Below are 20,468 nucleotides of genomic sequence, written 5' to 3'. Positions count from 1 at the left end.
GCACATCCGTTTCTGTCGGGGGCCCGGTCGGCTGTGAGAGGTCTACGCCGGGCCTTTGGCGTTTCTGGGATCGGATAGGCCCCCGGCGCGAGGTGTTGGCGCACCTGCTGGGGGCCGCTTTCATGCGGCGATGGCGCTGGACTCGAACCAGGCGAGGACGTCTCGCCGGCGGTAGCGAACGGGCGCGCTACGGCCGTCGCCGAACTTCAGGTAGGTCGGGCCCGTCTTCCGCCAGCGCATGTTGGCGAGGGTCTGCTCATCCAGCTGAGTCAGTGCGCTGACCTGCTTCGGCGTGAGCAGGGCGTCCGGGTCTGTCGGGAGCGTGAGCTCAGGACTCGCGGGCATCATGCCTCCGGTTGAAGCGAGCGACATTGCGTCGTCTCTCGCTTCATACTCTTCAATCCCGCGTCTACTTGTCAAGCGAACAGTGATGTGGATACGCTCGCTTCATGGAGAGCGAAGAGAGTCACGAATCCACTCCGCGTGACGGTTCCACGGCACGGAAGGATGCGGCGGATCTCTGGGCGCACATGCTTGACCAAGCTCCCTCGTTCTCCGTGGCGCTTGGCCAACGTCTCGCCGAGATCCGTAAGAGTGAGAAGAGGACGACCGAGCAGGTTGCCCAGCAGGCTCAGCAGTTGGGCCTGACGTGGCACCGCACGACGGTGGGTCAGACGGAGTTGGGTCGTCGCTCCCTGAGCGCCGTGGAACTCCTGCTGCTCCCGCTGCTGTACGGCAAGCCGCTTCGCGAACTGCTCCCTGATCGAACCACCTGGCTGACTGATGCCACTGCTGTCTTCCCAGAGGAGCTGTGGCGAGCGATCAGGGGTGGCTGGGATGAGCCAGGGGCGATGCGTCACGGCCCGGGCCGGTGGCACCTTGCGAACCGGCCGTCAGCCGACGACGTGATCGAGGCTGTCGCAGCTTGGGCGAGTCGAAGCGCCGAGCGGTGGCCGCATGGGGCGCTCGCGAAGCATGTGGCTCCGCCTGACGAGGCCGAGGCCAAGGCTGCGAAGAAGCTCGGCACCACAGCCCATTACGTCGCCTATGCGGCTCGCGAACTGTGGGGACGCGGCCTGGTCGCAGAACGGGAGGCACGACTAGGCGAGCGGCCTGATCTGCCGGACTCGCCTCGGGCCTTGCAAGCCGCGCGAGGGCACATCACCCGAGCCCTGATCGAAGAACTTGCGCCGGCCATCCGTGCTTACGAGGAGAAGCGCGGCGAGCCCGAGAGCCTCGACTGGGAAGCGTTTGAGCAGGGGGACTCCGATGGCTAACGTCTACGACCGGTGGCACCTCTCCCGCCCGAAGCAGGGCGCCGAACCCTGCGCCGAGCACTCCAGCAAGACGCGCGTCCTGGTGCCCAGCAGTGACCACGGCAAGGGCAAGCGCTGGCAGGTCCGTTGGTACGACGCGGCGGGGAAGCAGCAGAAGGAGAACTTCGCCAAGCGCAGCCAGGCCGACACGCGCGCGGCCACGATTGAGGCCGACCTCGCCCGCGGCGTGTACGTCGACCCGGCGGCCGGCAAGGAGAGCTTCCGCGCGGTCGCCGAGCGCTGGCGGTCCTCGGCGGTGCACCGCAGCGGCACCGCCTCACGTGTCGAGCGGGCCCTACGGATTCACATCTACCCGACGTTCGGGGATCGGCCCATCGTGTCCATCCGTCCGTCGGAGGTTCAGGCCTGGGTCAAGGACCGGTCGCAGGTCCTCGCCCCTTCCACCCTGCGGATCACGTTCGCCTACCTCGTGACTGTGATGCACACGGCCGTCCGGGACCGCACGATCGCGGTGAACCCGTGCGCCGGCATCAAGTTGCCCGAGGTGCGGCGCCCGGAGATCGTGCCCCTGCACAGGGAGGCGGTGCGCGCTCTGATCGAGGCGGCCCCGCCCCGGTACCGGGCCATGATCCTGCTGGCCGTGGCTTCCGGCCTGCGGCAGGGCGAGGTGTTCGGCTTGGAGGTCGACTGCATCGACTTCCTGCGCCGCGAGGTGACGGTGCGCCAACAGCTCATCGTGCCGGACAAGGACACGGACGCTGCCGAGGACGAGACGCCTGAGCCGTACCTGGGCGAGCCCAAGACCCATGAGAGCTACCGCACGGTGCCGCTGGTCGGCCTCGCGGTCGACGCCCTGGCCGCGCACCTCCAGCAGTACCCGGCGACTGCGGTGGACATCGAGGACCGGACGGATCCGCGCAAGCCGCGCCGCCGGAAGGCGCACCTGCTGTTCACGACCGACCGCAGCGACGTCATCAAGCGCGCCAGCTGGTCCCACGTCTGGGCGCGCATGGAGGAGCGGGCGAACGAGGCCCTCGGCAAGGCCTACGCCGAGGCGTACGCGGCATGGGTGCAGCGGGGCCGGCCGGAAGGTCAGGAGCCCGCACCCGTGCGCGTGCCGGACGGGGCGAGCATGCACGACCTGCGCCACTTCTACGCCTCAGCGCTGATCAAGAACCGCGAGAGCGTGAAGACGGTTCAGCGGCGACTGGGCCACTCGAAGCCGTCGATCACGCTCGACATCTACACCCATCTGTGGCCCGACGACGAGGACACGACACGGGCAGCCGTGGAGGCCGTCCTCGGCGATGTGCCCGCGTTGTGCCCTCGCGCCGAGATCATTTCCGGATAGTGCAGGTCAGCGACTCAGGTCACCGGTAGTTCACGAACTGCATCGCGAAGTCGAAGTCCTTGCCCTTCAGCAGGGTGATGACGGCCTGCAGATCGTCACGGCTCTTGGAGCTGACCCGCAGCTCCTCGCCCTGCACCTGAGCCTTCACGCCCTTGGGGCCCTCGTCACGGATGGTCTTCGCCACCTTCTTCGCGTTCTCCTGGGAGATGCCCTCCTTGATCGACGAGAAGATCTTGTACTCCTTGCCGGAGAGCTGGGGCTCGCCCGCGTCCAGGGCCTTCAGCGAGATGCCCCGCTTGATCAGCTTGGACTGGAAGACGTCGAGGATGGCCTTCACCCGGTCCTCGGAGTTCGCCTCCATGAGGATCTGCTCACCGGACCACGAGATCGAGGCACCCACGCCCTTGAAGTCGTAGCGCTGCGAGATCTCCTTGGCGGCCTGGTTGAGTGCGTTGTCGACCTCCTGCCGCTCGACCTTCGAGACGATGTCGAAACTGGAGTCGGCCATGTCCTGTGGCTCCTTGTATCAGGGTGCGTATCGTGCGTACCGGCGTATGCGGACGGCCGCAGGGCCCCTTCGGGCATGGGCCGCATCCGGACCAGCCTAGCCACCCCCGGCCGCCGGAGCGCCGATCAATCGGGTGGCGAAGCACCCCTCGGCATCAGGTATTGTTTACGTCGTTGCCACGGAGAGCCGCGGAAAAGCGGCTCGAAGGGCAGCGACCCCGGCGGTGTGCCCGAGCGGCCAAAGGGAGCAGACTGTAAATCTGCCGGCTCAGCCTTCCCAGGTTCGAATCCTGGCGCCGCCACACTGGGGAAGACCCCCTCTCATCAGGTAGTCACCTGGTCGGAGGGGGTTTTTCGTTGCCCCGTCCTGGTCCTTCCGCGAGGGGCCGGGCGTGGACGCAGCCCCACGCGCCCCACCTCCTGCTGCCCGAGCCCCGCCCCCCCCGAGCGGCGCACGCCCCCCAGTGAGCATGATCACTCAGCCGACCAGGTAGAGGGCATGAACGCGTCAGTTAGGCTGCCGCCTCTCGTAACGCCATCCTCCTGAAGAGGTGCAATGAAAACAGGCAGACGAACCGTTGCGGTGGCCACGCTCGTGGGGGCGCTGGGGCTCTCGGTGCTGAATGCGCCGACGGCTCAAGCGGCGGACACCGGTATCACCGTGTCGGACATCGTCATCAACAACGGCAAGCCGATCGTCGTCGGCACGTCGAAGGTGGTGGAGCCGTCGATCAGCTTCGCCATCGCACTGCCCTCCGGCTACAGCACCGCCGACCCCTCCCGCTACGACGCGTACCCCTTCCTCTACCGGGGCAGCATCAAGACCGCGGCCGACACCGGTGAGAACTTCATCCAGCCGGGCAGCTACACCTGCTACGAGACCGACTCCAAGCACGCTCGCTGCGAGGGAACCCTCTACATCGACCCGCACCCGAGCCAGGAGCACGTCGACTCCAACAGCGACGCCACGACCTGGAAGGTCGGCGTCTCACTGAAGCTGTGGAAGGCCGACGGCGGCCTCAAGACCGGCGAACTGGAGACGCGGTCCACGACCGCCCAGCTCAAGCGCGCGGCCAAGGCAACCACCAATGCCTCGCCGGAGCCGGTCACCAAGGGTAAGACGATCACCGTCACGGGCAAGCTGACCCGGGCGAACTGGAGCACCAAGAAGTACGACGGCTACAGCGGCCGTACGGTGAGCCTCCAATTCCGCGCCAAGGGCAGCGACACGTTCAAGACGGTGAAGAAGACCACCACCAGCAGCACCGGGGGCCTGAAGACCACGGTCACCGCCTCGGTCGACGGCTCGTACCGCTGGGTCTATTACGGCAATTCCACGACCGGCGTCGCCACCAGCGCAGCCGACTACGTCGACGTGAGCTGACGTAAACAGCGGCGGGTCGGGATCCCGCGCCCCGTCTTCCCAGGACCCCGGACGTCCTGACCTGCCGTTACATCCACAGCGGGGCTCGGCGTCACGAAGAGGGGCCAAAGCCTGGCGGATAAAGGATCCCGACCCGATGCGCAGTGAGAAAGAGGCGTCGGCGGCGCGAGAAAGACGTCAGAGAAGAAACGGCGTGGCGCCAATAGGAAAGGCAAGGACTCATCAGCTCCTTGCCACTCTCAACGTATAGCGCAAGGGGGACCTTGCGGCAAGACCCCCGTAGTGCCGCAGAATCTTCGCTCCGAAGTCAGAAACGGGCGAAAACGGGGTCTTCCTTGATCGATGTGGTCATTGCCGGCGGCGGTCCGACCGGAATGATGCTGGCCGGGGAGCTGCGGCTGCACGGCGTGCGTCATGTGCGCGTGCTGGAGAGGGAGGCCGAACCGGCCGCGTACGTGCGTGCGCTCGGCCTCCACGTGCGCAGCATCGAGGTGCTCGACCAGCGCGGTCTTCTGGAGCGCTTCCTCGCCGAGGGCCGCAAGCACCCGCTCGGCGGCTTCTTCGCCGGCCTCGTCAAGCCGTCACCCGACCGGCTGGACACCGCGCACGGGTACGTCCTCGGCATCCCGCAGCCCGTCACCGACCGTCTGCTCGCCGAGCACGCCACCGAACTCGGCGCCGAGGTCCGGCGCGGCTGCGAACTGGTCGGGCTGAGCCAGGACGAGGACGGTGTGACGGCCGAACTGGCGGACGGCGCACGGTTGCGCGCCCGCTACCTCGTGGGGTGCGACGGCGGCCGCAGCACGGTGCGCGAGCTGCTCGGCGTCGGTTTCCCCGGTGAGCCCTCCAGGGTGGAGACGCTGATGGGCGAGATGGCGGTGGCCGCGTCGCCGGAGGAACTGGCGGCCGTGACGGCGGAGGTCCGCAAGACCCACTTCCGGTTCGGCGCCATGCCGGTGCGGGACGGGGTGCACCGCGTCATCGTGCCCGCCGAGGGGGTGGCCGAGGACCGGACGGTCCCGCCGACCCTCGACGAGTTCAGGCGGCAGCTGCGGAAGTACGCCGGCACCGACTTCGGCGTGCACTCCCCGCGCTGGCTCTCCCGCTTCGGCGACGCCACTCGGCAGGCCGAGCGTTACCGCACGGGCCGTGTACTGCTGGCCGGCGACGCCGCGCACATCCACCCGCCGACCGGCGGGCAGGGGCTCAACCTCGGAATCCAGGACGCGTTCAACCTCGGCTGGAAGCTGGCCGCGGAACTGCGCGGCCGGGCACCGGAGGGCCTGCTGGACAGTTACCACTCCGAACGCCACCCGGTGGCCGCCTCCGTCCTGGACAACACCCGGGCGCAGATGCACCTGCTGGCGCCCGAGCCGGGACCGCAGGCCGTGCGGCGGCTGCTGGCGGAGCTGATGGACTTCGAGGAGGTGAACCGGTACCTGATCGAGAAGGTCACCGCGATCGACGTCCGCTACGACTGCGGTGAGGGTCACGAACTCCTAGGCCGGCGACTGCGGGACGTGCGCTTGAAGCGGGGCCGCCTCTACGAGCGGATGCGCGACGGGCGCGGACTGCTGCTCGACCGGACCGGCGGCCGGCTGTCGGTGGCGGGCTGGTCGGACCGAATCGGCCATGTCGTCGACGTCAGCGAGGAACCCGACGTCAGCGAGGAACTCGACGTGCCGGCGGTGCTGCTGCGACCGGACGGGCACGTGGCCTGGGTCGGCGACGACCAGCGGGATCTGCTCGACAGGCTGCCGAGGTGGTTCGGAGCCGCAACCGGCTGAACGGGCTGCGTACGGCCGGTGGGGTGGGGCACGCGAGCAGCCCGACCCCCGCGTGCGCCGCCGCCCCGAGCTCACCGCCCTCGACCCGGCCGAGCTGCGCTCCCGCACCGGCGCCTCACCCCACAGGCCGTCTACTCGCCGTCGGCGTGGGCCAGTTCGATGCCGTGGTCGTCCACGCCGGCACCCGGGACGGTCAGCGGCGTCGCCCGGGGCGGGTAGCCGGTCGCGATGACCGTGTACGCACCGGTGAGCAGGTCGGAAAAGGCGTAGGCACCATCGAAGCCATCAAAACCATCAAAACCATCGAGGCAAGTGCGGGTCGTGGCGACCACGTTGCCCGCCGCGTCCACCAGCGTCACCCGCGCGTCATCCAGCTGTGCGTCCCCTGCGCGCACCGTGCCCCGCACTCGTGCGCCGGGGCGCAGTTCGAACTCGACCCGGGTGGTCCTGGCCATGCCGACCTCGACGACACGCGCCGGCGGCCGGTACTTGGGGGAGTTGACCGCGAGGCAGATCCGTGGAAACGGGACAGCCCCGCAGGGGAGAGGCATGGCGGGCCCGTCCACGCGGCACACTGACCCCATGTCCTCCCGCCGCAGACTCTGCCCCGAGTGCCGCCGCGAGATCGCCGTCGTCGCCGGGCGGTACGCGCGCCACGACCCGCCCGGCGCCCGCGAGCACGGCGAACTCACCTCGTGCCCGGGTTCCCGCCGCCAGGCACGCCCCGGCCCGGAACAACCGTCCTTGGACGGCTACACGGTCCCGGACTTCCCCGGCCAACTGCCCCTGTTCTAGGACGCGCTCGAGCGGCCGACAGCGAACCTCAGTTCCCCGCCACCGACTTGACGGCCACGGACACCGGCGCCGACCCGCTGATCAGCTCCAGCGTGAGTCCGGCCGTGGCCGGGGTGTCCACCAGCTCCGCCAGTACGGCGGCCACGTCGTCGCGCGGGATCGGGCCGCGGCCCGTGTGGGCCTCCAGCCGTACGAGGCCGGTGCCGGCGTCGTCGGTGAGCTGCCCGGGGCGCAGGATCGTCCAGTCCAGGGCGTCCAGCCCACGCACGTACGCGTCCGCCTCGCCCTTGGCGCGCAGATACACGTCGAAGATCTCGTCACCCTGGTGGCGCGGGTCGGCGCCCATGGACGACACGACCACGAAGCGCCGCACCCCTGCGCTCACCGCCGCGTCCGCGAAGAGAACCGCCGCGGCCTTGTCCACTGTGTCCTTCCGGGCCGCCCCGCTGCCCGGGCCAGCGCCCGCCGCGAAGACCGCCGCGTCGGCACCCCTGAGCTGCTCCGCGACCTCCTCCACGGACGCCGACTCGAGGTCGAGCACGACCGGTTCGGCACCGGCCTGCCGCAGGTCGTCGGCCTGTTCGGCCTTCCGGATGATCCCCGCTACCTCGTCTCCGCGCGCGGCGAGCAGCCGCTCCAGCCGCAACGCGATCTGACCATGACCACCAGCGATGACAATGCGCATGCCTTCGACCGTACGCCTCGACAGCACCGTACGCCGCACGACTCGGCCCCGCCCCGCGGCAACCCCTTCGACGCCCCGCCGCAGGCCTTACGGCACCTTCCCCCGCCCCGCAGCAACCCCTACGACGCCCCGCCCCGCCGCAGGCCTTACGGCACCTCCCCCCGCCCCGCCGCGGCAACCCTTACAACACCCGGCTCCGCCCCGGCCGCAGGCTCTACCCCACTTCCCCCCGTCCCTGCCGCGGCAGCCCCAGCTCGACCGACGCCGCCGAACTGCAGTACTCCCGCACCGCGCTGGTCCGCGCCACCACGCGCCCCTGGTGCACGACGATCCGGCTGTACGCCAGGGACAGCACCCCAGCGAGCCGTTCCCCGCGCACCGCGAGCAGCTCGGCCGGGAAGCCCGCCTCCACCCGCACCTCCGGCAGCCCCAGCACCGCCCGCGCCGAGGAGCTCACCGCGTCGTACGCCTCCTCGGGCGGCAGCCCGTAGCGAGAGGCCAGCAGGAACGCCGCCTCCAGCGGGTCACCGCGCCCCACCGGGTTGGACACGTCCCGCAGTGCCCCGCTCCCGGCGGCCACCCGCACCCCGGCCGCGCGCAGCAGCCGTACCGGAGCCGCCCCGCGCCGGTCCACGCCGCCGCAGCCGCCCTGCGGCAGGCACACCACGGCCACCCCGGCCGCCGCGAGTTGGTCGGCCGTCCGCGAGGCCACCTCGGAGGGCAGCCGGCCGAGGTCGCCGCACGGGCCGAGGGTCACCCCGGGACGCAGTCCGCCCGCCATGGCCGCGAGCCGGGCCAGCCGGGCCGGGTCACCGCCGTCCGTGTGCAGGTCGACGGGGCAGCCGTGCTCGGAGGCCGTCTCCAGCACCGCCTCCACGTACCCCGTCGGATCCGGGTCGAGGTCCGGACGGCCGCCCACCACCGTGGCGCCCATCTTCACCGCGTCCCGCAGCATCGCCAGCCCGTCCGCGCCGGCCACCCCGGTGAGCACCCGGGGCATGGCCACCGTCGTCAGCTCCACCAGCCCGCGCAGCGCCCGCCGCGCCTGCAGCACGGCCGCCAGCGCGCCCAGGCCCTGGACGTCCCCGACGCGCACGTGCGCCCGCAGCGCCGTCGCCCCGTGACCGAGCTGGAGCAGCGCGGCCTCCGTCGCCCGGCGCTGCACGTCCTGCGGCTCGTAGGAGACCGGCCCCTCGGTGTCGGCCGACAGGGCCGTGTCGGCGTGGGCGTGCGGCTCGACCGGAGCCGGCAGCAGCAGATAGCCGCTGAGGTCCACACGCGCCCCGCACGCGCGCGTGGCGCCCGCTCGCAGGCTTCCGGCCGTGCCGACCGCCTCGATGCGCCCGCCGCCCAGCCGCACGTCCACGGTCCTGCCGTCGGTGAGCCGCGCTCCGCACAGCAGCAGCGACGACGGATCTGCCGGACCCGGCGAGGACGACGGGGGCGGTGGTGGCTGCGGCCGGCTGTCGGGCATCGCACTCCAGGGGCTCGGGCTGCGCGCGGGAGGACGCGTGATCACGCAGAGTGAGACGAGCCTAGGGCGGCCTCACGCCCCTCGCCGGGAGGAGCGCAATAGTCGTACCGGCGTGGTCCGCCCGGATCCGCCGGTGGTCACCGCAAGGGACGGACGGTGGCCCCCTCGTGGGGTCAGGCGGTGCCCCGTTGGGGCAGGAGGCACTCCCCTCATGGGGCAGGAGGCACTTCCCTCATGGGGCGGGAGGCATGCACGAGGCTGCCGGGAGGACGGTCCGGGCGTCCGCGGCGGGGGCCGCGAAACGGATTTGGGCGAACGGCGGGCGAGCGTGTAATGTCTTCATCGCTCGCCCCAATAGCTCAGTCGGCAGAGCGTCTCCATGGTAAGGAGAAGGTCAACGGTTCGATTCCGTTTTGGGGCTCTGGTGTGACTGGTTCCGTCGCAAGGCGGACCCGGACCACATCAAAGCGGTGTAGCTCAGTCGGTAGAGCAAGCGGCTCATAATCGCTGTGTCACCGGTTCAAGTCCGGTCACCGCTACTCACAGTAGCCGATTGCGGGGTCGGTCCTTCGATCGGCTACTCTTTCTTGCGTTAATAGTCCATCCGTTCGTCTTAGGAGCACTCACGTGGCTGCCACCGACGTCCGCCCGAAGATCACGCTGGCCTGCGTGGAGTGCAAGGAGCGGAACTACATCACCAAGAAGAACCGGCGTAACAACCCGGACCGTCTTGAGATGAAGAAGCACTGCCCGCGTTGCAACGCGCACACCGCGCACCGCGAGACGCGATAAATCAGGCTCGTACGCGAGGCCGTTCCCGAGTGATCGGGGGCGGCCTCGCGTCGTTGAGGTACCCGTACCGATCAGTAGAGCTACCAGGAGGTGCCGGGCCATGGCGCTCGACCAGTCCTTCGTGGGGCGGACGTACCCGCCCACCGCGCCGTACGAGGTGGGCCGGGAGAAGATCCGTGAGTTCGCCGAGGCGGTCGGGGACACCAATCCGGCGTACACGGACGCGGAGGCCGCCAAGGCACTCGGTCACCCCGACGTGATCGCCCCGCCGACCTTCGTGTTCGCGATCACCTTCAAGGCCGCGGGCGAGGTCGTCCAGGACCCCCAGCTCGGCCTGGACTACAGCCGCGTCGTGCACGGCGACCAGAAGTTCGCCTACCGCCGCCCGGTCCGCGCCGGCGACCGGCTCTCGGTGACCTCGACCATCGAGGCGATCAAGTCCCTCGCGGGCAACGACATCGTGGACATCCGCGGCGAGGTGCACGACGAGGCCGGCGAGCACGTCGTGACCGCCTGGACCAAGCTCGTGGCCCGCGCGGCCGAGGAGGCGTGAGCGACCCCATGACCGCGAAGATCTCCTACGCCGACGTCGAGGTCGGCACCGAACTGCCCGCGCAGACCTTCCCCGTCACCCGCGCCACCCTCGTGCAGTACGCGGGCGCCTCCGGTGACTTCAACCCGATCCACTGGAACGAGAAGTTCGCCAAGGAGGTCGGCCTGGCGGACGTGATCGCGCACGGCATGTTCACCATGGCCGAGGCGATCCGGGTGGTCACGGACTGGACCGGCGACCCGGGCGCGGTCGTCGAGTACGGCGTCCGCTTCACCAAGCCGGTCGTCGTCCCGAACGACGACCAGGGCGCCGTGATCGAGGTGGCCGGCAAGGTCGCCGCCAAGCTCGACGACAACACGGTCCGCGTGGACCTGACGGCGACCAGCGCCGGTCAGAAGGTGCTGGGCATGTCCAGGGCGGTCGTGCGACTGGCCTGAGCCGGCCGCGATACGACGTAAGGGGCGTCCACCTCGGTGGTGCGCCCCTTACGCATGACCTGGCCGGACCACCGCTTGACATAGTTAGTGATTGAGCACTAACTTCATTCGCATGGCAAGGATGAGTGCGGAAGAGCGGCGCGAGAGCGTCATCCGGGCCGCGACGACCGAGTTCGCCCGCGGTGGTTACCACGGCACCTCGACCGAGGCGATCGCCCGCCGGGTCGGCGTCTCGCAGCCCTATCTCTTCCGGCTCTTCCCCGGCAAGAAGGCGATCTTCCTGGCGGCGGCCGAGCGGTGCGTCGAGGACACCATCCGGATGTTCGCGGAGGCGGCCGAGGGGCTGGAGGGTGAAGAGGCCCGCCATGCCATGGGTGCCGCGTACGTCGAGGCCATCTCGGAGCAGCCCGAGCGGCTGATGATGCAGATGCAGATGTACCTCGCCGTCGCGGCCGCCGAGGAGGAGGGCGACCGCGAGTTCGGCGAAGCCGTACGCGCGGGCTGGATGCGACTGTGGGACACCATCCACCTGCCGCTGGGCGCCGACGCCCACGAGACGACGACCTTCCTGGCCCAGGGCATGCTCATCAACTGCCTGGTGGCCATGGGTTTCCCGGCCGATCACCGGGTCTGGGCGGGGCTGGGCGCACCGGAGGCCGACGGCTGACACAGCAGGGTCAGGAGACAGGCCCTTTTCGCGGCCTCAAAAGTTAGTAAGCAATAACTAATTGATCTCGCACACACTCCATGGGGGAGCGATGTCACAGCAGACCGCACGTCGCGGGGGAGCCGCCTGGGCCCTCGTCATCACCAGCGTCGCCGGATTCATGGCGGCCCTCGACAACCTCGTCGTCACCACCGCCCTGCCCTCCATCCGCGAGGACCTCGGCGGCGGCCTGCACGACCTGGAATGGACCGTGAGCGCCTACACGCTCACCTTCGCCGTCCTGCTGATGTTCGGCGCGGCCCTCGGCGACCGCTTCGGCCGCCGCCGGCTGTTCCTCGTGGGGCTCGCCGTCTTCACCGGCGCCTCCGCCGCCGCCGCGATGGCGCCCGGCATCGACTCCCTCATCGCCGCCCGCGCCGTCCAGGGCGCCGGTGCGGCGGTGATGATACCGCTGACGCTCACCCTGCTGACCGCCGCCGTGCCCGCTGCCAAGCGAGGCATGGCCTACGGCATCTGGGGCGCCGTCAACGGGCTTGCCGTCGCCTCCGGACCGCTCGTCGGCGGCAGCCTCACCGAACACATCTCCTGGCAGTGGATCTTCTGGCTGAACGTCCCGCTCGGCCTGGCCCTGCTGCCGCTCGCCCGCCTCCGCCTCGCCGAGTCGCACGGCACGGGAGCCCCGCTCGACGTCCCCGGAACCCTGCTCGCCAGCGGCGGCCTCTTCGGCATCGTCTACGGCCTGGTCCGCGGCCCCGCCGACGGCTGGACCTCGTCCCTCGTGCTGACCGGGCTGTTCGCGGGCGGGGCACTGCTCGTCGGCTTCATCCTCTACAGCACCCGCGCCAAGAACCCCATGCTCCCGATGCGCCTGTTCCGCTCCCGTGCCTTCGCGGGCATCAACGCGGCGAGCCTGCTGATGTTCCTCGGCATGTTCGGCTCGATCTTCCTGCTCAGCCAGTACATGCAGGGCGTCCTCGGCTACTCGCCCACCGAGGCGGGCCTGAGGATGCTGCCCTGGACCGGCATGCCGATGCTGGTCGCCCCGATCGCCGGCATCCTGGCCGACCGCATCGGCGGCCGCCCGGTCGTAGCGGCGGGCCTCTTCCTGCAAGCCCTGGGCCTCGGCTACATGGCGGCGGTGGCCACGGTCGACGCCTCCTACATGGTCCAGCTGCCCGCGCTGATCATCAGCGGCATCGGCATGGCACTGTTCTTCGCCCCCGCATCCCACCTGGTGATGTCCAGCGTCCGCCCCACGGAGCAGGGCATCGCCTCCGGCGCCAACAACGCCCTGCGCGAGGTCGGCGGGGCCCTCGGCATCGCGATCATGGCCTCGATCTTCGCCGCCCAGGGCGGTTACGAGACCGGCCAGACCTTCGTCGACGGCATGCGGCCCGCCCTGGTCACGGGCTCCGCGGTGGTCGCCCTCGCCGGCATCGCCGCCCTGCTGACACCGACCCGGCGGCGCACCGGACAGCAGCCCGCCCCGGCCGAACCGGCACCGGTCCTGGAGACGGCCACCCACTGACCCCGCCGGACCCGAGCAAGGAGACGTGGCATGCCCACCCTTCCCTGGACCGTTCCGAACACCCCGCCCCACGGCACCGAGGTGTACGTCTTCGCCTCCCGCTTCGAGACCCGCACACTGTGGGGAGCGCTGAAGTTCCTCGCCGGTACGCCCGCCGTCTGGCGTCAGATCCGCCGCAGCCCCGGCGCCTACGGAGCCACCCTGAAGGCCGCGCCCCTCAAGCGCACCTTCTGGACCCTGTCGGCCTGGGAGTCCAAGGACGCCCTGCACGCCTTCGCCCGCGCGGGCACACACGGCCCGGCCTCCAAGAGGCTGGCCCCGCAGATGAAGGACTCGGCCTACACCACTTGGCAGGCGAGCAGCGACGACCTCCCCCTGTCCTGGTCCGAGGCGCTCCGCCGCCTGCCCTGACCACGACCACGCGCGCGGCCCCTTCCCCCGCGGAACGGGGCCGTACGCACGTGCGCCCGACCCCGTCAGTGCCGTCTCGTACGCTTGGGCCCGTGCAGGAACTCCACGACGCCCCCCTCGCCCCGCTGACGACCTTCCGCCTGGGCGGCCCCGCGACCCGGCTGATCACCGCCACGACCGACGACGAAGTGATCGCCGCCGTCCGCGAAGCCGACGAGACGGGCACCCCGCTGCTGCTCATCGGCGGCGGCTCGAACCTGGTCATCGGAGACAAGGGCTTCGACGGCACCGCCCTCGTCATCGCCACCCGGGGCTTCTCCCTCGACGGCACGGCGCTGGAACTGGCCGCCGGCGAGGTATGGACCGACGCCGTCGCCCGCACGGTCGAGGCGGGCCTGGCCGGCATCGAGTGCCTGGCCGGCATCCCGGGCTCGGCGGGGGCGACGCCCATCCAGAACGTCGGGGCGTACGGCCAGGAGGTCTCCGCCACGATCACCGAGGTCGTCGCCTACGACCGCCGCACCGGCGAGACGGTCACCCTCTCCAACGAGGAATGCGCCTTCTCCTACCGGCACAGCCGCTTCAAGTCCGACCCCGAGCGCTACGTCGTCCTGCGCGTCCGCTTCTGCCTGGAGGACGCCGAGGGCCTCTCCGCCCCCCTCCGCTACGCTGAGACGGCTCGCGCCCTCGGTGTGCGACCGGGCGACCGCGTCCCCCTCGCGCAGGCCCGCGAGACGGTGCTCAAGCTGCGCGCCGGCAAGGGCATGGTCCTGGACCCCGAGGACCACGACACCTGGTCGGCAGGCTCCTTCTTCACCAACCCGATCCTCACGGACACGGACTTCGAGACGTTCCGCGCACGGGTCCGCGACCGGCTCGGAGACGAGGCGGAGCCCCCGGCCTACCCCGCCGGCGAGGGCCGCACCAAGACCTCCGCGGCCTGGCTGATCGACAAGGCGGGCTTCACGAAGGGCTACGGCGAGGGGCCGGCGCGCATCTCGACGAAGCACACGCTGGCGCTGACGAACCGGGGGAGTGCGACGACCGAGGACCTCCTCGCGCTGGCCCGGGAGGTCGTGGCCGGAGTGCACGAGGCGTTCGGCATCACGCTGGTCAACGAGCCGGTGACGGTGGGGGTCAGCCTGTAGGCACCCGGCGCCCGGGCTGAGGCCGGGGTGGGTCCGCAGCCCGGCGTAGCGGGGTACCGCCTGCGCCCACCCGTGCCGCCCCTGGCGGCACGCCTGCCCGCAGGCTGAGCTGATCCGTCAGCCGGCCAGCCAGTCGTCCACCCCCGCCAGCAGCTTCGTCTTCACATCCTCCGGCGCCGCCGACCCCCGTACCGACTGCCGCGCCACCTCCGCCAGCTCCGCGTCCGTGAACCCGTGATGCCGCCGCGCGATCTCGTACTGCGCCGCCAGCCGCGACCCGAACAGCAACGGGTCGTCCGCGCCCAGCGCCAACGGCACCCCCGCCTCGAACAACGTCCGCAGCGGCACGTCCTCCGGCTTCTCGTACACCCCCAGTGCCACGTTCGACGCCGGACACACCTCGCACGTCACCTGCCGGTCCGCCAGCCGCTTCATCAGCCGCGGATCCTCCGCCGCCCGCACCCCGTGCCCCACCCGGTTCGCCCCAAGGTCGTCCAGGCAGTCCCGCACCGACGACGGCCCGGCCAGCTCACCGCCGTGCGGCGCCGACAACAGCCCGGCCTCGCGCGCGATCCCGAACGCCCGGTCGAAGTCCCGCGCCATGCCCCGCCGCTCGTCGTTCGACAGCCCGAACCCGACGACCCCCCGGTCCGCGTACCGCGCCGCCAGCCGCGCCAGCGTCCGCGCGTCCAGCGGGTGCTTCATCCGGTTCGCCGCGACCAGCACCCGCATCCCGAGCCCGGTCTCCCGCGACGTCGTCTCCACCGCGTCCAGGATGATCTCCAGCGCCGGGATCAACCCGCCCAGCCGCGGCGCGTACGACGTCGGGTCGACCTGGATCTCCAGCCACCCCGACCCGTCCCGCAGATCCTCCTCCGCGGCCTCCCGCACCAGCCGCTGGATGTCCTCCGGCTCCCGCAGGCACGAGCGCGCCGCGTCGTACAGCCGCTGGAAGCGGAACCAGCCCCGTTCGTCCGTCGCCCGCAGTCTCGGCGGCTCCCCGCCGACCAGCGCCTCGGTCAGCGCGTCGGGCAGCCGCACCCCGTGCTTGTCGGCCAGTTCCAGCACGGTCGTGGGCCGCATGGACCCGGTGAAGTGCAGGTGCAGATGGGCTTTCGGCAGCTCAGAGACATCACGTTCACGCTCCATCCCAGGATCTTGCCGTACCGCTCGGCTGCCCCGGAAGTCGTTTCCCCGAACGTGGTCTTGCTCGCACGAGCACACGAGAAAGCGGGCCGCTCCCCGCATGGGGAACGGCCCGCCACCACCTCACGTGAGGTGCAGGTCAGTCCCGCGCCTCCGCCAGCAGCTTCTGGATCCGGCTCACACCCTCGACCAGGTCCTCGTCGCCCAGCGCGTAGGACAGCCGCAGGTAACCGGGCGTGCCGAACGCCTCACCCGGCACCACCGCGACCTCGGACTCCTCCAGGATCAGCGCGGCCAGCTCGACGGTGTCCTTGGGCCGCCGGCCCCGGATCTCCTTGCCGACCAGGGCCTTCACGGACGGGTACGCGTAGAACGCGCCCTCCGGCTCCGGGCACACCACGCCGTCGATCTCGTTCAGCATCCGCACGATGGTCTTGCGGCGCCGGTCGAAGGCCTCGCGCATCTTCGCCACGGCGTCCAGGTTCCCGGACACGGCGGCCAGCGCGGCTGCCTGGGCGACGTTGGACACGTTGGACGTGGCGTGCGACTGGAGGTTCGTCGCGGCCTTGACGACGTCCTTCGGGCCGATGATCCACCCGACGCGCCAGCCGGTCATCGCATACGTCTTCGCGACACCGTTCACCACGACGCACTTGTCGCGCAGCTCGGGCAGCACCGCGGGCAGCGACACGGCGGAGGCGTCGCCGTAGACGAGGTGCTCGTAGATCTCGTCGGTCATCACCCACAGGCCGTGCTCGACGGCCCAGCGGCCGATCGCCTCGGTCTCCGTCTCGCTGTAGACCGCGCCGGTCGGGTTCGACGGGGAGACGAAGAGGACGACCTTCGTCTTCTCCGTGCGGGCCGCCTCCAGCTGCTCGACGGTCACCCGGTAGCCGGTCGTCTCGTCGGCGACGACCTCCACCGGGACACCCCCGGCCAACCGGATCGACTCCGGGTAGGTCGTCCAGTACGGCGCGGGGACGATGACCTCGTCGCCCGGGTCGAGGATTGCGGCGAAGGCCTCGTAGATGGCCTGCTTGCCGCCGTTGGTGACGAGGATCTCCGAGACGTCCGGCTCGTAGCCCGAGTCGCGCAGCGTCTTCGCGGCGATCGCGGCCTTCAGCTCGGGGAGGCCGCCGGCCGGCGTGTAGCGGTGGAACTTCGGGTTCTTGCAGGCCTCGATCGCGGCCTCGACGATGTAGTCCGGGGTCGGGAAGTCGGGCTCACCGGCGCCGAAGCCGATCACCGGCCGCCCGGCGGCCTTGAGGGCCTTGGCCTTGGCGTCCACGGCGAGGGTGGCGGACTCGGAGATCGCGCCGACTCGGGCGGAGACCCGGCGCTCGGTGGGAGGGGTTGCAGCGCTCATGGGCCCCATCGTTCCAGACCGGAAACGCGCGCGGCACGGGGGTTTCACAGACTGAACAACCTCGGGCAAACCCTTGAACAACCGTGCGGATCGCCCGCTCGGCCTGCGCGATCTTCAGCGGATTCGCGTCAGTCCGGCCCCCGCCCGCGAGGCGATCTTCCGCCAACGAGCCCTCCCCCGGGCCCTTTCTGTTCGACGACCGGCCGCGGAGCACGTACACTCTCACCTCGTTGGCCTTCGGCAGGCCGCGCCCGTTCGGTGCACACCAAACATCCGGATGGATGCGGTACGTTGGGGGACACCACAAAGGGTCGTAGCTCAATTGGTAGAGCACTGGTCTCCAAAACCAGCGGTTGGGGGTTCAAGTCCCTCCGGCCCTGCTACACACACCTTCGCCAGGATGTGTGCGCATGTACGTACAGCAATGCACCGCCGTGCGGCTCAGACCGGGCGCGGCACGGCCACGACCCGGAATCAGGTGAGGACGAGTGACGGACGCCGTGGGCTCCATCGACATGCCTGATGCCCAGGACGAGGCGCCGGAGTCCAAGAAGACCCGCAAGGGCGGCAAGCGCGGCAAGAAGGGCCCGCTGAAGCGGCTCGCCCTCTTCTACCGCCAGATCGTCGCAGAGCTGCGCAAGGTCGTCTGGCCGACCCGCAACCAGCTGACGACCTACACGACCGTGGTGATCATCTTCGTTGTCATCATGATCGGCCTGGTCACCGTGATTGACTATGGGCTCAGCAACGCCGCGAAGTACGTGTTCGGCTGAGCAGTCCGCGAAGAGCGCCGAGGTACCCGGCGCTCCTTTCGCATGTTCCACCCCTATGTATCCAGGAAGAAGCAGCCACCGTGTCTGACCCGAACGTGAACGACGCCATCGAGCCGGTCGAGTCCGTCGAGGACGAGCTCGACAACGTCGAGGGCGCGGACAGCGAGGACACCGAGGCCTCCGCCGAGGTCGAGGCTGCCGACGCCGTCGCGGACGACGCCGCCGAGGCGGAGACCGAGGACGCCGAAGAGGCCGCGGAAGAACTCGAGGAAGAGCCCGAGGACAACCGCGACCCGATCGAGAAGCTCCGCGAGGAACTGCGGGTCCTGCCCGGCGAGTGGTACGTCATCCACACCTACGCCGGCTACGAGAACCGCGTGAAGACCAACCTCGAGCAGCGTGCCGTCTCGCTGAACGTCGAGGACTACATCTTCCAGGCCGAGGTGCCGCAGGAAGAGGTCGTCCAGATCAAGAACGGCGACCGCAAGACGATCAAGCAGAACAAGCTCCCGGGCTACGTCCTGGTCCGCATGGACCTGACGAACGAGTCCTGGGGCGTCGTCCGCAACACCCCCGGCGTCACCGGCTTCGTGGGCAACGCCTACGACCCGTACCCGCTGACCCTGGACGAGATCGTCAAGATGCTCGCCCCCGAGGCCGAGGAGAAGGCGGCCCGCGATGCCGCCGAGGCCGAGGGCAAGCCGGCTCCGCAGCGCAAGGTCGAGGTCCAGGTGCTGGACTTCGAGGTCGGCGACTCGGTCACCGTCACCGACGGCCCGTTCGCCACGCTGCAGGCGACCATCAACGAGATCAACCCGGACTCGAAGAAGGTCAAGGGCCTCGTCGAGATCTTCGGCCGCGAGACGCCGGTCGAGCTCTCCTTCGACCAGATCCAGAAGAACTGACTTCCGGACTCACCGCTTCCGCGCAGGTCAGGCGATCGCTCCGGCGCTTGCCTGACCTGCTCGGTTTTCAGCCGCGCATCTATACCCGTTATCGTTGTGCGGTATGCCTGCATCCGGGTGGTCCCCGGGCGTGGGCAGGACCCGAATCGAAAGGACCCGGAGAGCTATGCCTCCCAAGAAGAAGAAGGTCACGGGGCTCATCAAGCTCCAGATCCAGGCCGGTGCCGCCAACCCGGCCCCGCCGGTCGGCCCCGCGCTGGGTCAGCACGGCGTGAACATCATGGAGTTCTGCAAGGCCTACAACGCCGCGACCGAGTCGCAGCGTGGCTGGGTGATCCCGGTGGAGATCACGGTCTACGAGGACCGTTCCTTCACCTTCATCACCAAGACGCCGCCGGCCGCGAAGATGATCCTGAAGGCCGCGGGCATCGAGAAGGGCTCCGGCGAGCCGCACAAGACCAAGGTCGCGAAGATCACGCGTGACCAGGTCCGTGAGATCGCCACGACCAAGATGCCCGACCTCAACGCCAACGACCTGGACGCCGCCGAGAAGATCATCGCCGGCACCGCCCGTTCCATGGGCGTCACGGTCGAGGGCTGAGCCCCAACCTCCATCAGCAGAAGTGGCAGGGCCTGCTCGGCCCGGACCACGACTCCTAAGAATCCACAGGAGCAGTAGTGAGCAAGCGCAGCAAGTCCCTTCGCGCTGCGGACGCCAAGGTCGACCGGGAGAAGCTCTACGCCCCGCTCGAGGCCGTCCGTCTCGCCAAGGACACCTCCACGACCAAGTTCGACGGCACCGTCGAGGTCGCCTTCCGCCTGGGTGTCGACCCGCGCAAGGCCGACCAGATGGTCCGTGGCACCGTGAACCTTCCGCACGGCACCGGCAAGACCGCCCGGGTCCTGGTCTTCGCGACCGGTGACCGTGCTGCGGCCGCGGAGGCCGCGGGCGCCGACATCGTCGGCTCCGACGAACTGATCGACGAGGTGTCGAAGGGCCGTCTGGACTTCGACGCCGTCGTCGCCACCCCGGACCTCATGGGCAAGGTCGGCCGCCTCGGCCGCGTGCTCGGTCCGCGTGGTCTGATGCCGAACCCGAAGACCGGCACCGTCACCCCCGACGTGGCCAAGGCCGTCACCGAGATCAAGGGCGGCAAGATCGAGTTCCGTGTCGACAAGCACGCGAACCTGCACTTCATCATCGGCAAGTCGTCCTTCGACGACACCAAGCTGGTGGAGAACTACGGCGCCGCGCTGGAGGAGATCCTCCGTCTGAAGCCGTCCGCCGCCAAGGGTCGCTACATCAAGAAGGCCGCCATCAGCACCACGATGGGCCCCGGCATTCCGGTCGACCCGAACCGCACCCGCAACCTCCTCGTCGAGGAGGACCCGGCTGCGGTCTGAGCCTGAGGCTCACCCAACCGGTCACGGGCCCCGCACCTCTTACAGGTGCGGGGCCCGTTCCCTTTTCCGGTACGTACG

At 70.0% G+C, this 20,468-nt stretch carries 22 protein-coding genes, 4 tRNA genes and 1 pseudogene; 20 read left to right on the top strand and 7 right to left on the bottom strand.

The features are described 5' to 3' along the window. Nucleotides 1-120 precede the first annotated feature (120 nt). Nucleotides 121-348, bottom strand: coding sequence for a helix-turn-helix domain-containing protein (locus AB0937_RS08500; protein ID WP_366710401.1), 228 nt, complete (start codon nt 346-348; stop codon nt 121-123). Nucleotides 349-449: 101 nt separating this feature from the next. Here AB0937_RS08500 and AB0937_RS08495 point away from each other — a divergent pair, with 101 nt between their 5' ends. Continuing rightward, nucleotides 450-1,277, top strand: coding sequence for a hypothetical protein (locus AB0937_RS08495; RefSeq protein WP_366710399.1), 828 nt, complete (start codon nt 450-452; stop codon nt 1,275-1,277). After that, a complete protein-coding gene (locus tag AB0937_RS08490; RefSeq protein WP_366710398.1) occupies nt 1,270-2,628 on the top strand; it encodes a tyrosine-type recombinase/integrase in 1,359 nt (452 codons plus the stop codon). Before AB0937_RS08495 ends, AB0937_RS08490 begins: the two co-directional genes overlap by 8 nt. 19 nt (nt 2,629-2,647) lie before the next feature. Here the strand turns inward: AB0937_RS08490 and AB0937_RS08485 are convergent, their stop codons facing one another. Next, complete coding sequence (locus AB0937_RS08485; RefSeq protein ID WP_033309004.1) at nt 2,648-3,136, bottom strand: YajQ family cyclic di-GMP-binding protein; 489 nt, start codon at nt 3,134-3,136, stop codon at nt 2,648-2,650. A gap of 219 nt (nt 3,137-3,355) precedes the next feature. Here AB0937_RS08485 and AB0937_RS08480 point away from each other — a divergent pair. The 3 genes from AB0937_RS08480 (at nt 3,356) to rox (ending at nt 6,306) form a co-directional block, all read left to right on the top strand. Continuing rightward, nucleotides 3,356-3,437, top strand: a tRNA-Tyr gene (locus tag AB0937_RS08480). A gap of 254 nt (nt 3,438-3,691) precedes the next feature. Next, nucleotides 3,692-4,519, top strand: coding sequence for a hypothetical protein (locus AB0937_RS08475; RefSeq protein ID WP_366710397.1), 828 nt, complete (start codon nt 3,692-3,694; stop codon nt 4,517-4,519). A 335-nt stretch (nt 4,520-4,854) separates the two neighbouring features. Then, nucleotides 4,855-6,306 carry a rifampin monooxygenase gene (gene rox, locus AB0937_RS08470; protein ID WP_366710396.1) on the top strand — a complete coding sequence of 484 codons (1,452 nt, stop codon included), beginning with the start codon at nt 4,855-4,857 and terminating at the stop codon, nt 6,304-6,306. Nucleotides 6,307-6,437: 131 nt separating this feature from the next. Here the strand turns inward: rox and AB0937_RS08465 are convergent. Continuing rightward, nucleotides 6,438-6,821 (bottom strand): annotated as a pseudogene (locus AB0937_RS08465) (MFS transporter); the annotation flags it as partial. A 67-nt stretch (nt 6,822-6,888) separates the two neighbouring features. On the opposite strand from AB0937_RS08465, the gene AB0937_RS08460 reads away from it, so the two are divergent. Continuing rightward, entirely contained in the window at nt 6,889-7,101 is a 213-nt protein-coding gene (locus AB0937_RS08460) for a hypothetical protein (protein ID WP_053674492.1), read from the top strand. A gap of 28 nt (nt 7,102-7,129) precedes the next feature. Here AB0937_RS08460 and AB0937_RS08455 read toward each other — a convergent pair whose 3' ends face one another. Continuing rightward, nucleotides 7,130-7,786: an NAD(P)H-binding protein gene (locus AB0937_RS08455; RefSeq protein WP_366710395.1), complete on the bottom strand. Its 657-nt coding sequence runs from the start codon at nt 7,784-7,786 to the stop codon at nt 7,130-7,132. Between the two features lie 214 nt (nt 7,787-8,000). Next, nucleotides 8,001-9,260 (bottom strand): amidohydrolase family protein, encoded by a 1,260-nt coding sequence (locus AB0937_RS08450; RefSeq protein ID WP_366710394.1) that lies wholly within the window; start codon nt 9,258-9,260, stop codon nt 8,001-8,003. Nucleotides 9,261-9,608: 348 nt separating this feature from the next. Between AB0937_RS08450 and AB0937_RS08445 the strand changes: the two genes are divergently transcribed. The 9 genes from AB0937_RS08445 (at nt 9,609) to AB0937_RS08405 (ending at nt 14,796) form a co-directional block, all read left to right on the top strand. Next, a tRNA-Thr gene (locus AB0937_RS08445) sits at nt 9,609-9,681 on the top strand. A gap of 45 nt (nt 9,682-9,726) precedes the next feature. Continuing rightward, nucleotides 9,727-9,799 (top strand) — tRNA-Met (locus AB0937_RS08440). 88 nt (nt 9,800-9,887) lie between these two features. Continuing rightward, nucleotides 9,888-10,052, top strand: a complete 165-nt coding sequence (rpmG, locus tag AB0937_RS08435) for a 50S ribosomal protein L33 (RefSeq protein ID WP_003948671.1) — start codon at nt 9,888-9,890, stop codon at nt 10,050-10,052. A gap of 100 nt (nt 10,053-10,152) precedes the next feature. Further along, nucleotides 10,153-10,605: a MaoC family dehydratase N-terminal domain-containing protein gene (locus AB0937_RS08430; protein WP_366710392.1), complete on the top strand. Its 453-nt coding sequence runs from the start codon at nt 10,153-10,155 to the stop codon at nt 10,603-10,605. A gap of 8 nt (nt 10,606-10,613) precedes the next feature. Then, on the top strand, nt 10,614-11,042 hold the full coding sequence (locus tag AB0937_RS08425; RefSeq protein WP_366710656.1) for a MaoC family dehydratase: 429 nt from the start codon (nt 10,614-10,616) through the stop codon (nt 11,040-11,042). Nucleotides 11,043-11,154: 112 nt separating this feature from the next. Beyond that, nucleotides 11,155-11,709: a helix-turn-helix domain-containing protein gene (locus tag AB0937_RS08420; protein ID WP_366710390.1), complete on the top strand. Its 555-nt coding sequence runs from the start codon at nt 11,155-11,157 to the stop codon at nt 11,707-11,709. Nucleotides 11,710-11,800: 91 nt separating this feature from the next. Continuing rightward, complete coding sequence (locus AB0937_RS08415) at nt 11,801-13,237, top strand: DHA2 family efflux MFS transporter permease subunit (protein WP_366710389.1); 1,437 nt, start codon at nt 11,801-11,803, stop codon at nt 13,235-13,237. 30 nt (nt 13,238-13,267) lie between these two features. Then, on the top strand, nt 13,268-13,648 hold the full coding sequence (locus AB0937_RS08410) for a DUF3291 domain-containing protein (protein ID WP_366710388.1): 381 nt from the start codon (nt 13,268-13,270) through the stop codon (nt 13,646-13,648). Between the two features lie 92 nt (nt 13,649-13,740). After that, on the top strand, nt 13,741-14,796 hold the full coding sequence (locus AB0937_RS08405; RefSeq protein ID WP_366710386.1) for a UDP-N-acetylmuramate dehydrogenase: 1,056 nt from the start codon (nt 13,741-13,743) through the stop codon (nt 14,794-14,796). Nucleotides 14,797-14,913: 117 nt separating this feature from the next. On the opposite strand, the gene AB0937_RS08400 is transcribed toward AB0937_RS08405, so the two are convergent. Together AB0937_RS08400 and AB0937_RS08395 are read right to left on the bottom strand one after the other, a co-directional pair. After that, on the bottom strand, nt 14,914-15,945 hold the full coding sequence (locus AB0937_RS08400; protein ID WP_366710384.1) for an adenosine deaminase: 1,032 nt from the start codon (nt 15,943-15,945) through the stop codon (nt 14,914-14,916). A 136-nt stretch (nt 15,946-16,081) separates the two neighbouring features. Then, nucleotides 16,082-17,308 carry a pyridoxal phosphate-dependent aminotransferase gene (locus AB0937_RS08395; RefSeq protein WP_366710382.1) on the bottom strand — a complete coding sequence of 409 codons (1,227 nt, stop codon included), beginning with the start codon at nt 17,306-17,308 and terminating at the stop codon, nt 16,082-16,084. A 307-nt stretch (nt 17,309-17,615) separates the two neighbouring features. Between AB0937_RS08395 and AB0937_RS08390 the strand changes: the two genes are divergently transcribed. The 5 genes from AB0937_RS08390 to rplA all read left to right on the top strand — a co-directional run bounded on the left by AB0937_RS08390 (nt 17,616) and on the right by rplA (nt 20,390). Next, nucleotides 17,616-17,688: transfer RNA gene (locus AB0937_RS08390), tRNA-Trp, on the top strand. Between the two features lie 108 nt (nt 17,689-17,796). Next, on the top strand, nt 17,797-18,081 hold the full coding sequence (gene secE / locus AB0937_RS08385) for a preprotein translocase subunit SecE (RefSeq protein ID WP_030839741.1): 285 nt from the start codon (nt 17,797-17,799) through the stop codon (nt 18,079-18,081). 80 nt (nt 18,082-18,161) lie between these two features. Beyond that, the gene (nusG, locus tag AB0937_RS08380; protein ID WP_366710380.1) at nt 18,162-18,986 is read left to right on the top strand and encodes a transcription termination/antitermination protein NusG; all 825 of its coding nucleotides are present in this window, start codon (nt 18,162-18,164) and stop codon (nt 18,984-18,986) included. Between the two features lie 166 nt (nt 18,987-19,152). After that, on the top strand, nt 19,153-19,587 hold the full coding sequence (gene rplK, locus AB0937_RS08375) for a 50S ribosomal protein L11 (protein ID WP_003992325.1): 435 nt from the start codon (nt 19,153-19,155) through the stop codon (nt 19,585-19,587). Nucleotides 19,588-19,664: 77 nt separating this feature from the next. Continuing rightward, complete coding sequence (gene rplA, locus AB0937_RS08370; RefSeq protein WP_366710377.1) at nt 19,665-20,390, top strand: 50S ribosomal protein L1; 726 nt, start codon at nt 19,665-19,667, stop codon at nt 20,388-20,390. Nucleotides 20,391-20,468: the final 78 nt, after the last annotated feature.

The organism is Streptomyces sp. NPDC047880, from assembly GCF_040706515.1.
In the GTDB taxonomy this organism is placed as follows: domain Bacteria; phylum Actinomycetota; class Actinomycetes; order Streptomycetales; family Streptomycetaceae; genus Streptomyces.
Note: the sequence above shows the minus strand (reverse complement) of the source record. Positions and strands in the feature narration are given on the sequence as shown.

Coding starts and splice junctions, on each gene's coding strand:
- AB0937_RS08475 (WP_366710397.1), top strand. CDS start 3,692: ATGAAAACAGGCAGACGAACCGTTGCGGTGGCCACGCTCGTGGGGGCG.
- AB0937_RS08495 (WP_366710399.1), top strand. CDS start 450: ATGGAGAGCGAAGAGAGTCACGAATCCACTCCGCGTGACGGTTCCACG.
- AB0937_RS08485 (WP_033309004.1), bottom strand. CDS start 3,136: ATGGCCGACTCCAGTTTCGACATCGTCTCGAAGGTCGAGCGGCAGGAG.
- AB0937_RS08450 (WP_366710394.1), bottom strand. CDS start 9,260: ATGCCCGACAGCCGGCCGCAGCCACCACCGCCCCCGTCGTCCTCGCCG.
- AB0937_RS08400 (WP_366710384.1), bottom strand. CDS start 15,945: ATGGAGCGTGAACGTGATGTCTCTGAGCTGCCGAAAGCCCATCTGCAC.
- AB0937_RS08460 (WP_053674492.1), top strand. CDS start 6,889: ATGTCCTCCCGCCGCAGACTCTGCCCCGAGTGCCGCCGCGAGATCGCC.
- AB0937_RS08395 (WP_366710382.1), bottom strand. CDS start 17,308: ATGAGCGCTGCAACCCCTCCCACCGAGCGCCGGGTCTCCGCCCGAGTC.
- AB0937_RS08425 (WP_366710656.1), top strand. CDS start 10,614: ATGACCGCGAAGATCTCCTACGCCGACGTCGAGGTCGGCACCGAACTG.
- AB0937_RS08430 (WP_366710392.1), top strand. CDS start 10,153: ATGGCGCTCGACCAGTCCTTCGTGGGGCGGACGTACCCGCCCACCGCG.
- AB0937_RS08415 (WP_366710389.1), top strand. CDS start 11,801: ATGTCACAGCAGACCGCACGTCGCGGGGGAGCCGCCTGGGCCCTCGTC.
- rplK (WP_003992325.1), top strand. CDS start 19,153: ATGCCTCCCAAGAAGAAGAAGGTCACGGGGCTCATCAAGCTCCAGATC.
- AB0937_RS08490 (WP_366710398.1), top strand. CDS start 1,270: ATGGCTAACGTCTACGACCGGTGGCACCTCTCCCGCCCGAAGCAGGGC.
- AB0937_RS08410 (WP_366710388.1), top strand. CDS start 13,268: ATGCCCACCCTTCCCTGGACCGTTCCGAACACCCCGCCCCACGGCACC.
- AB0937_RS08500 (WP_366710401.1), bottom strand. CDS start 348: ATGATGCCCGCGAGTCCTGAGCTCACGCTCCCGACAGACCCGGACGCC.
- AB0937_RS08455 (WP_366710395.1), bottom strand. CDS start 7,786: ATGCGCATTGTCATCGCTGGTGGTCATGGTCAGATCGCGTTGCGGCTG.
- AB0937_RS08420 (WP_366710390.1), top strand. CDS start 11,155: ATGGCAAGGATGAGTGCGGAAGAGCGGCGCGAGAGCGTCATCCGGGCC.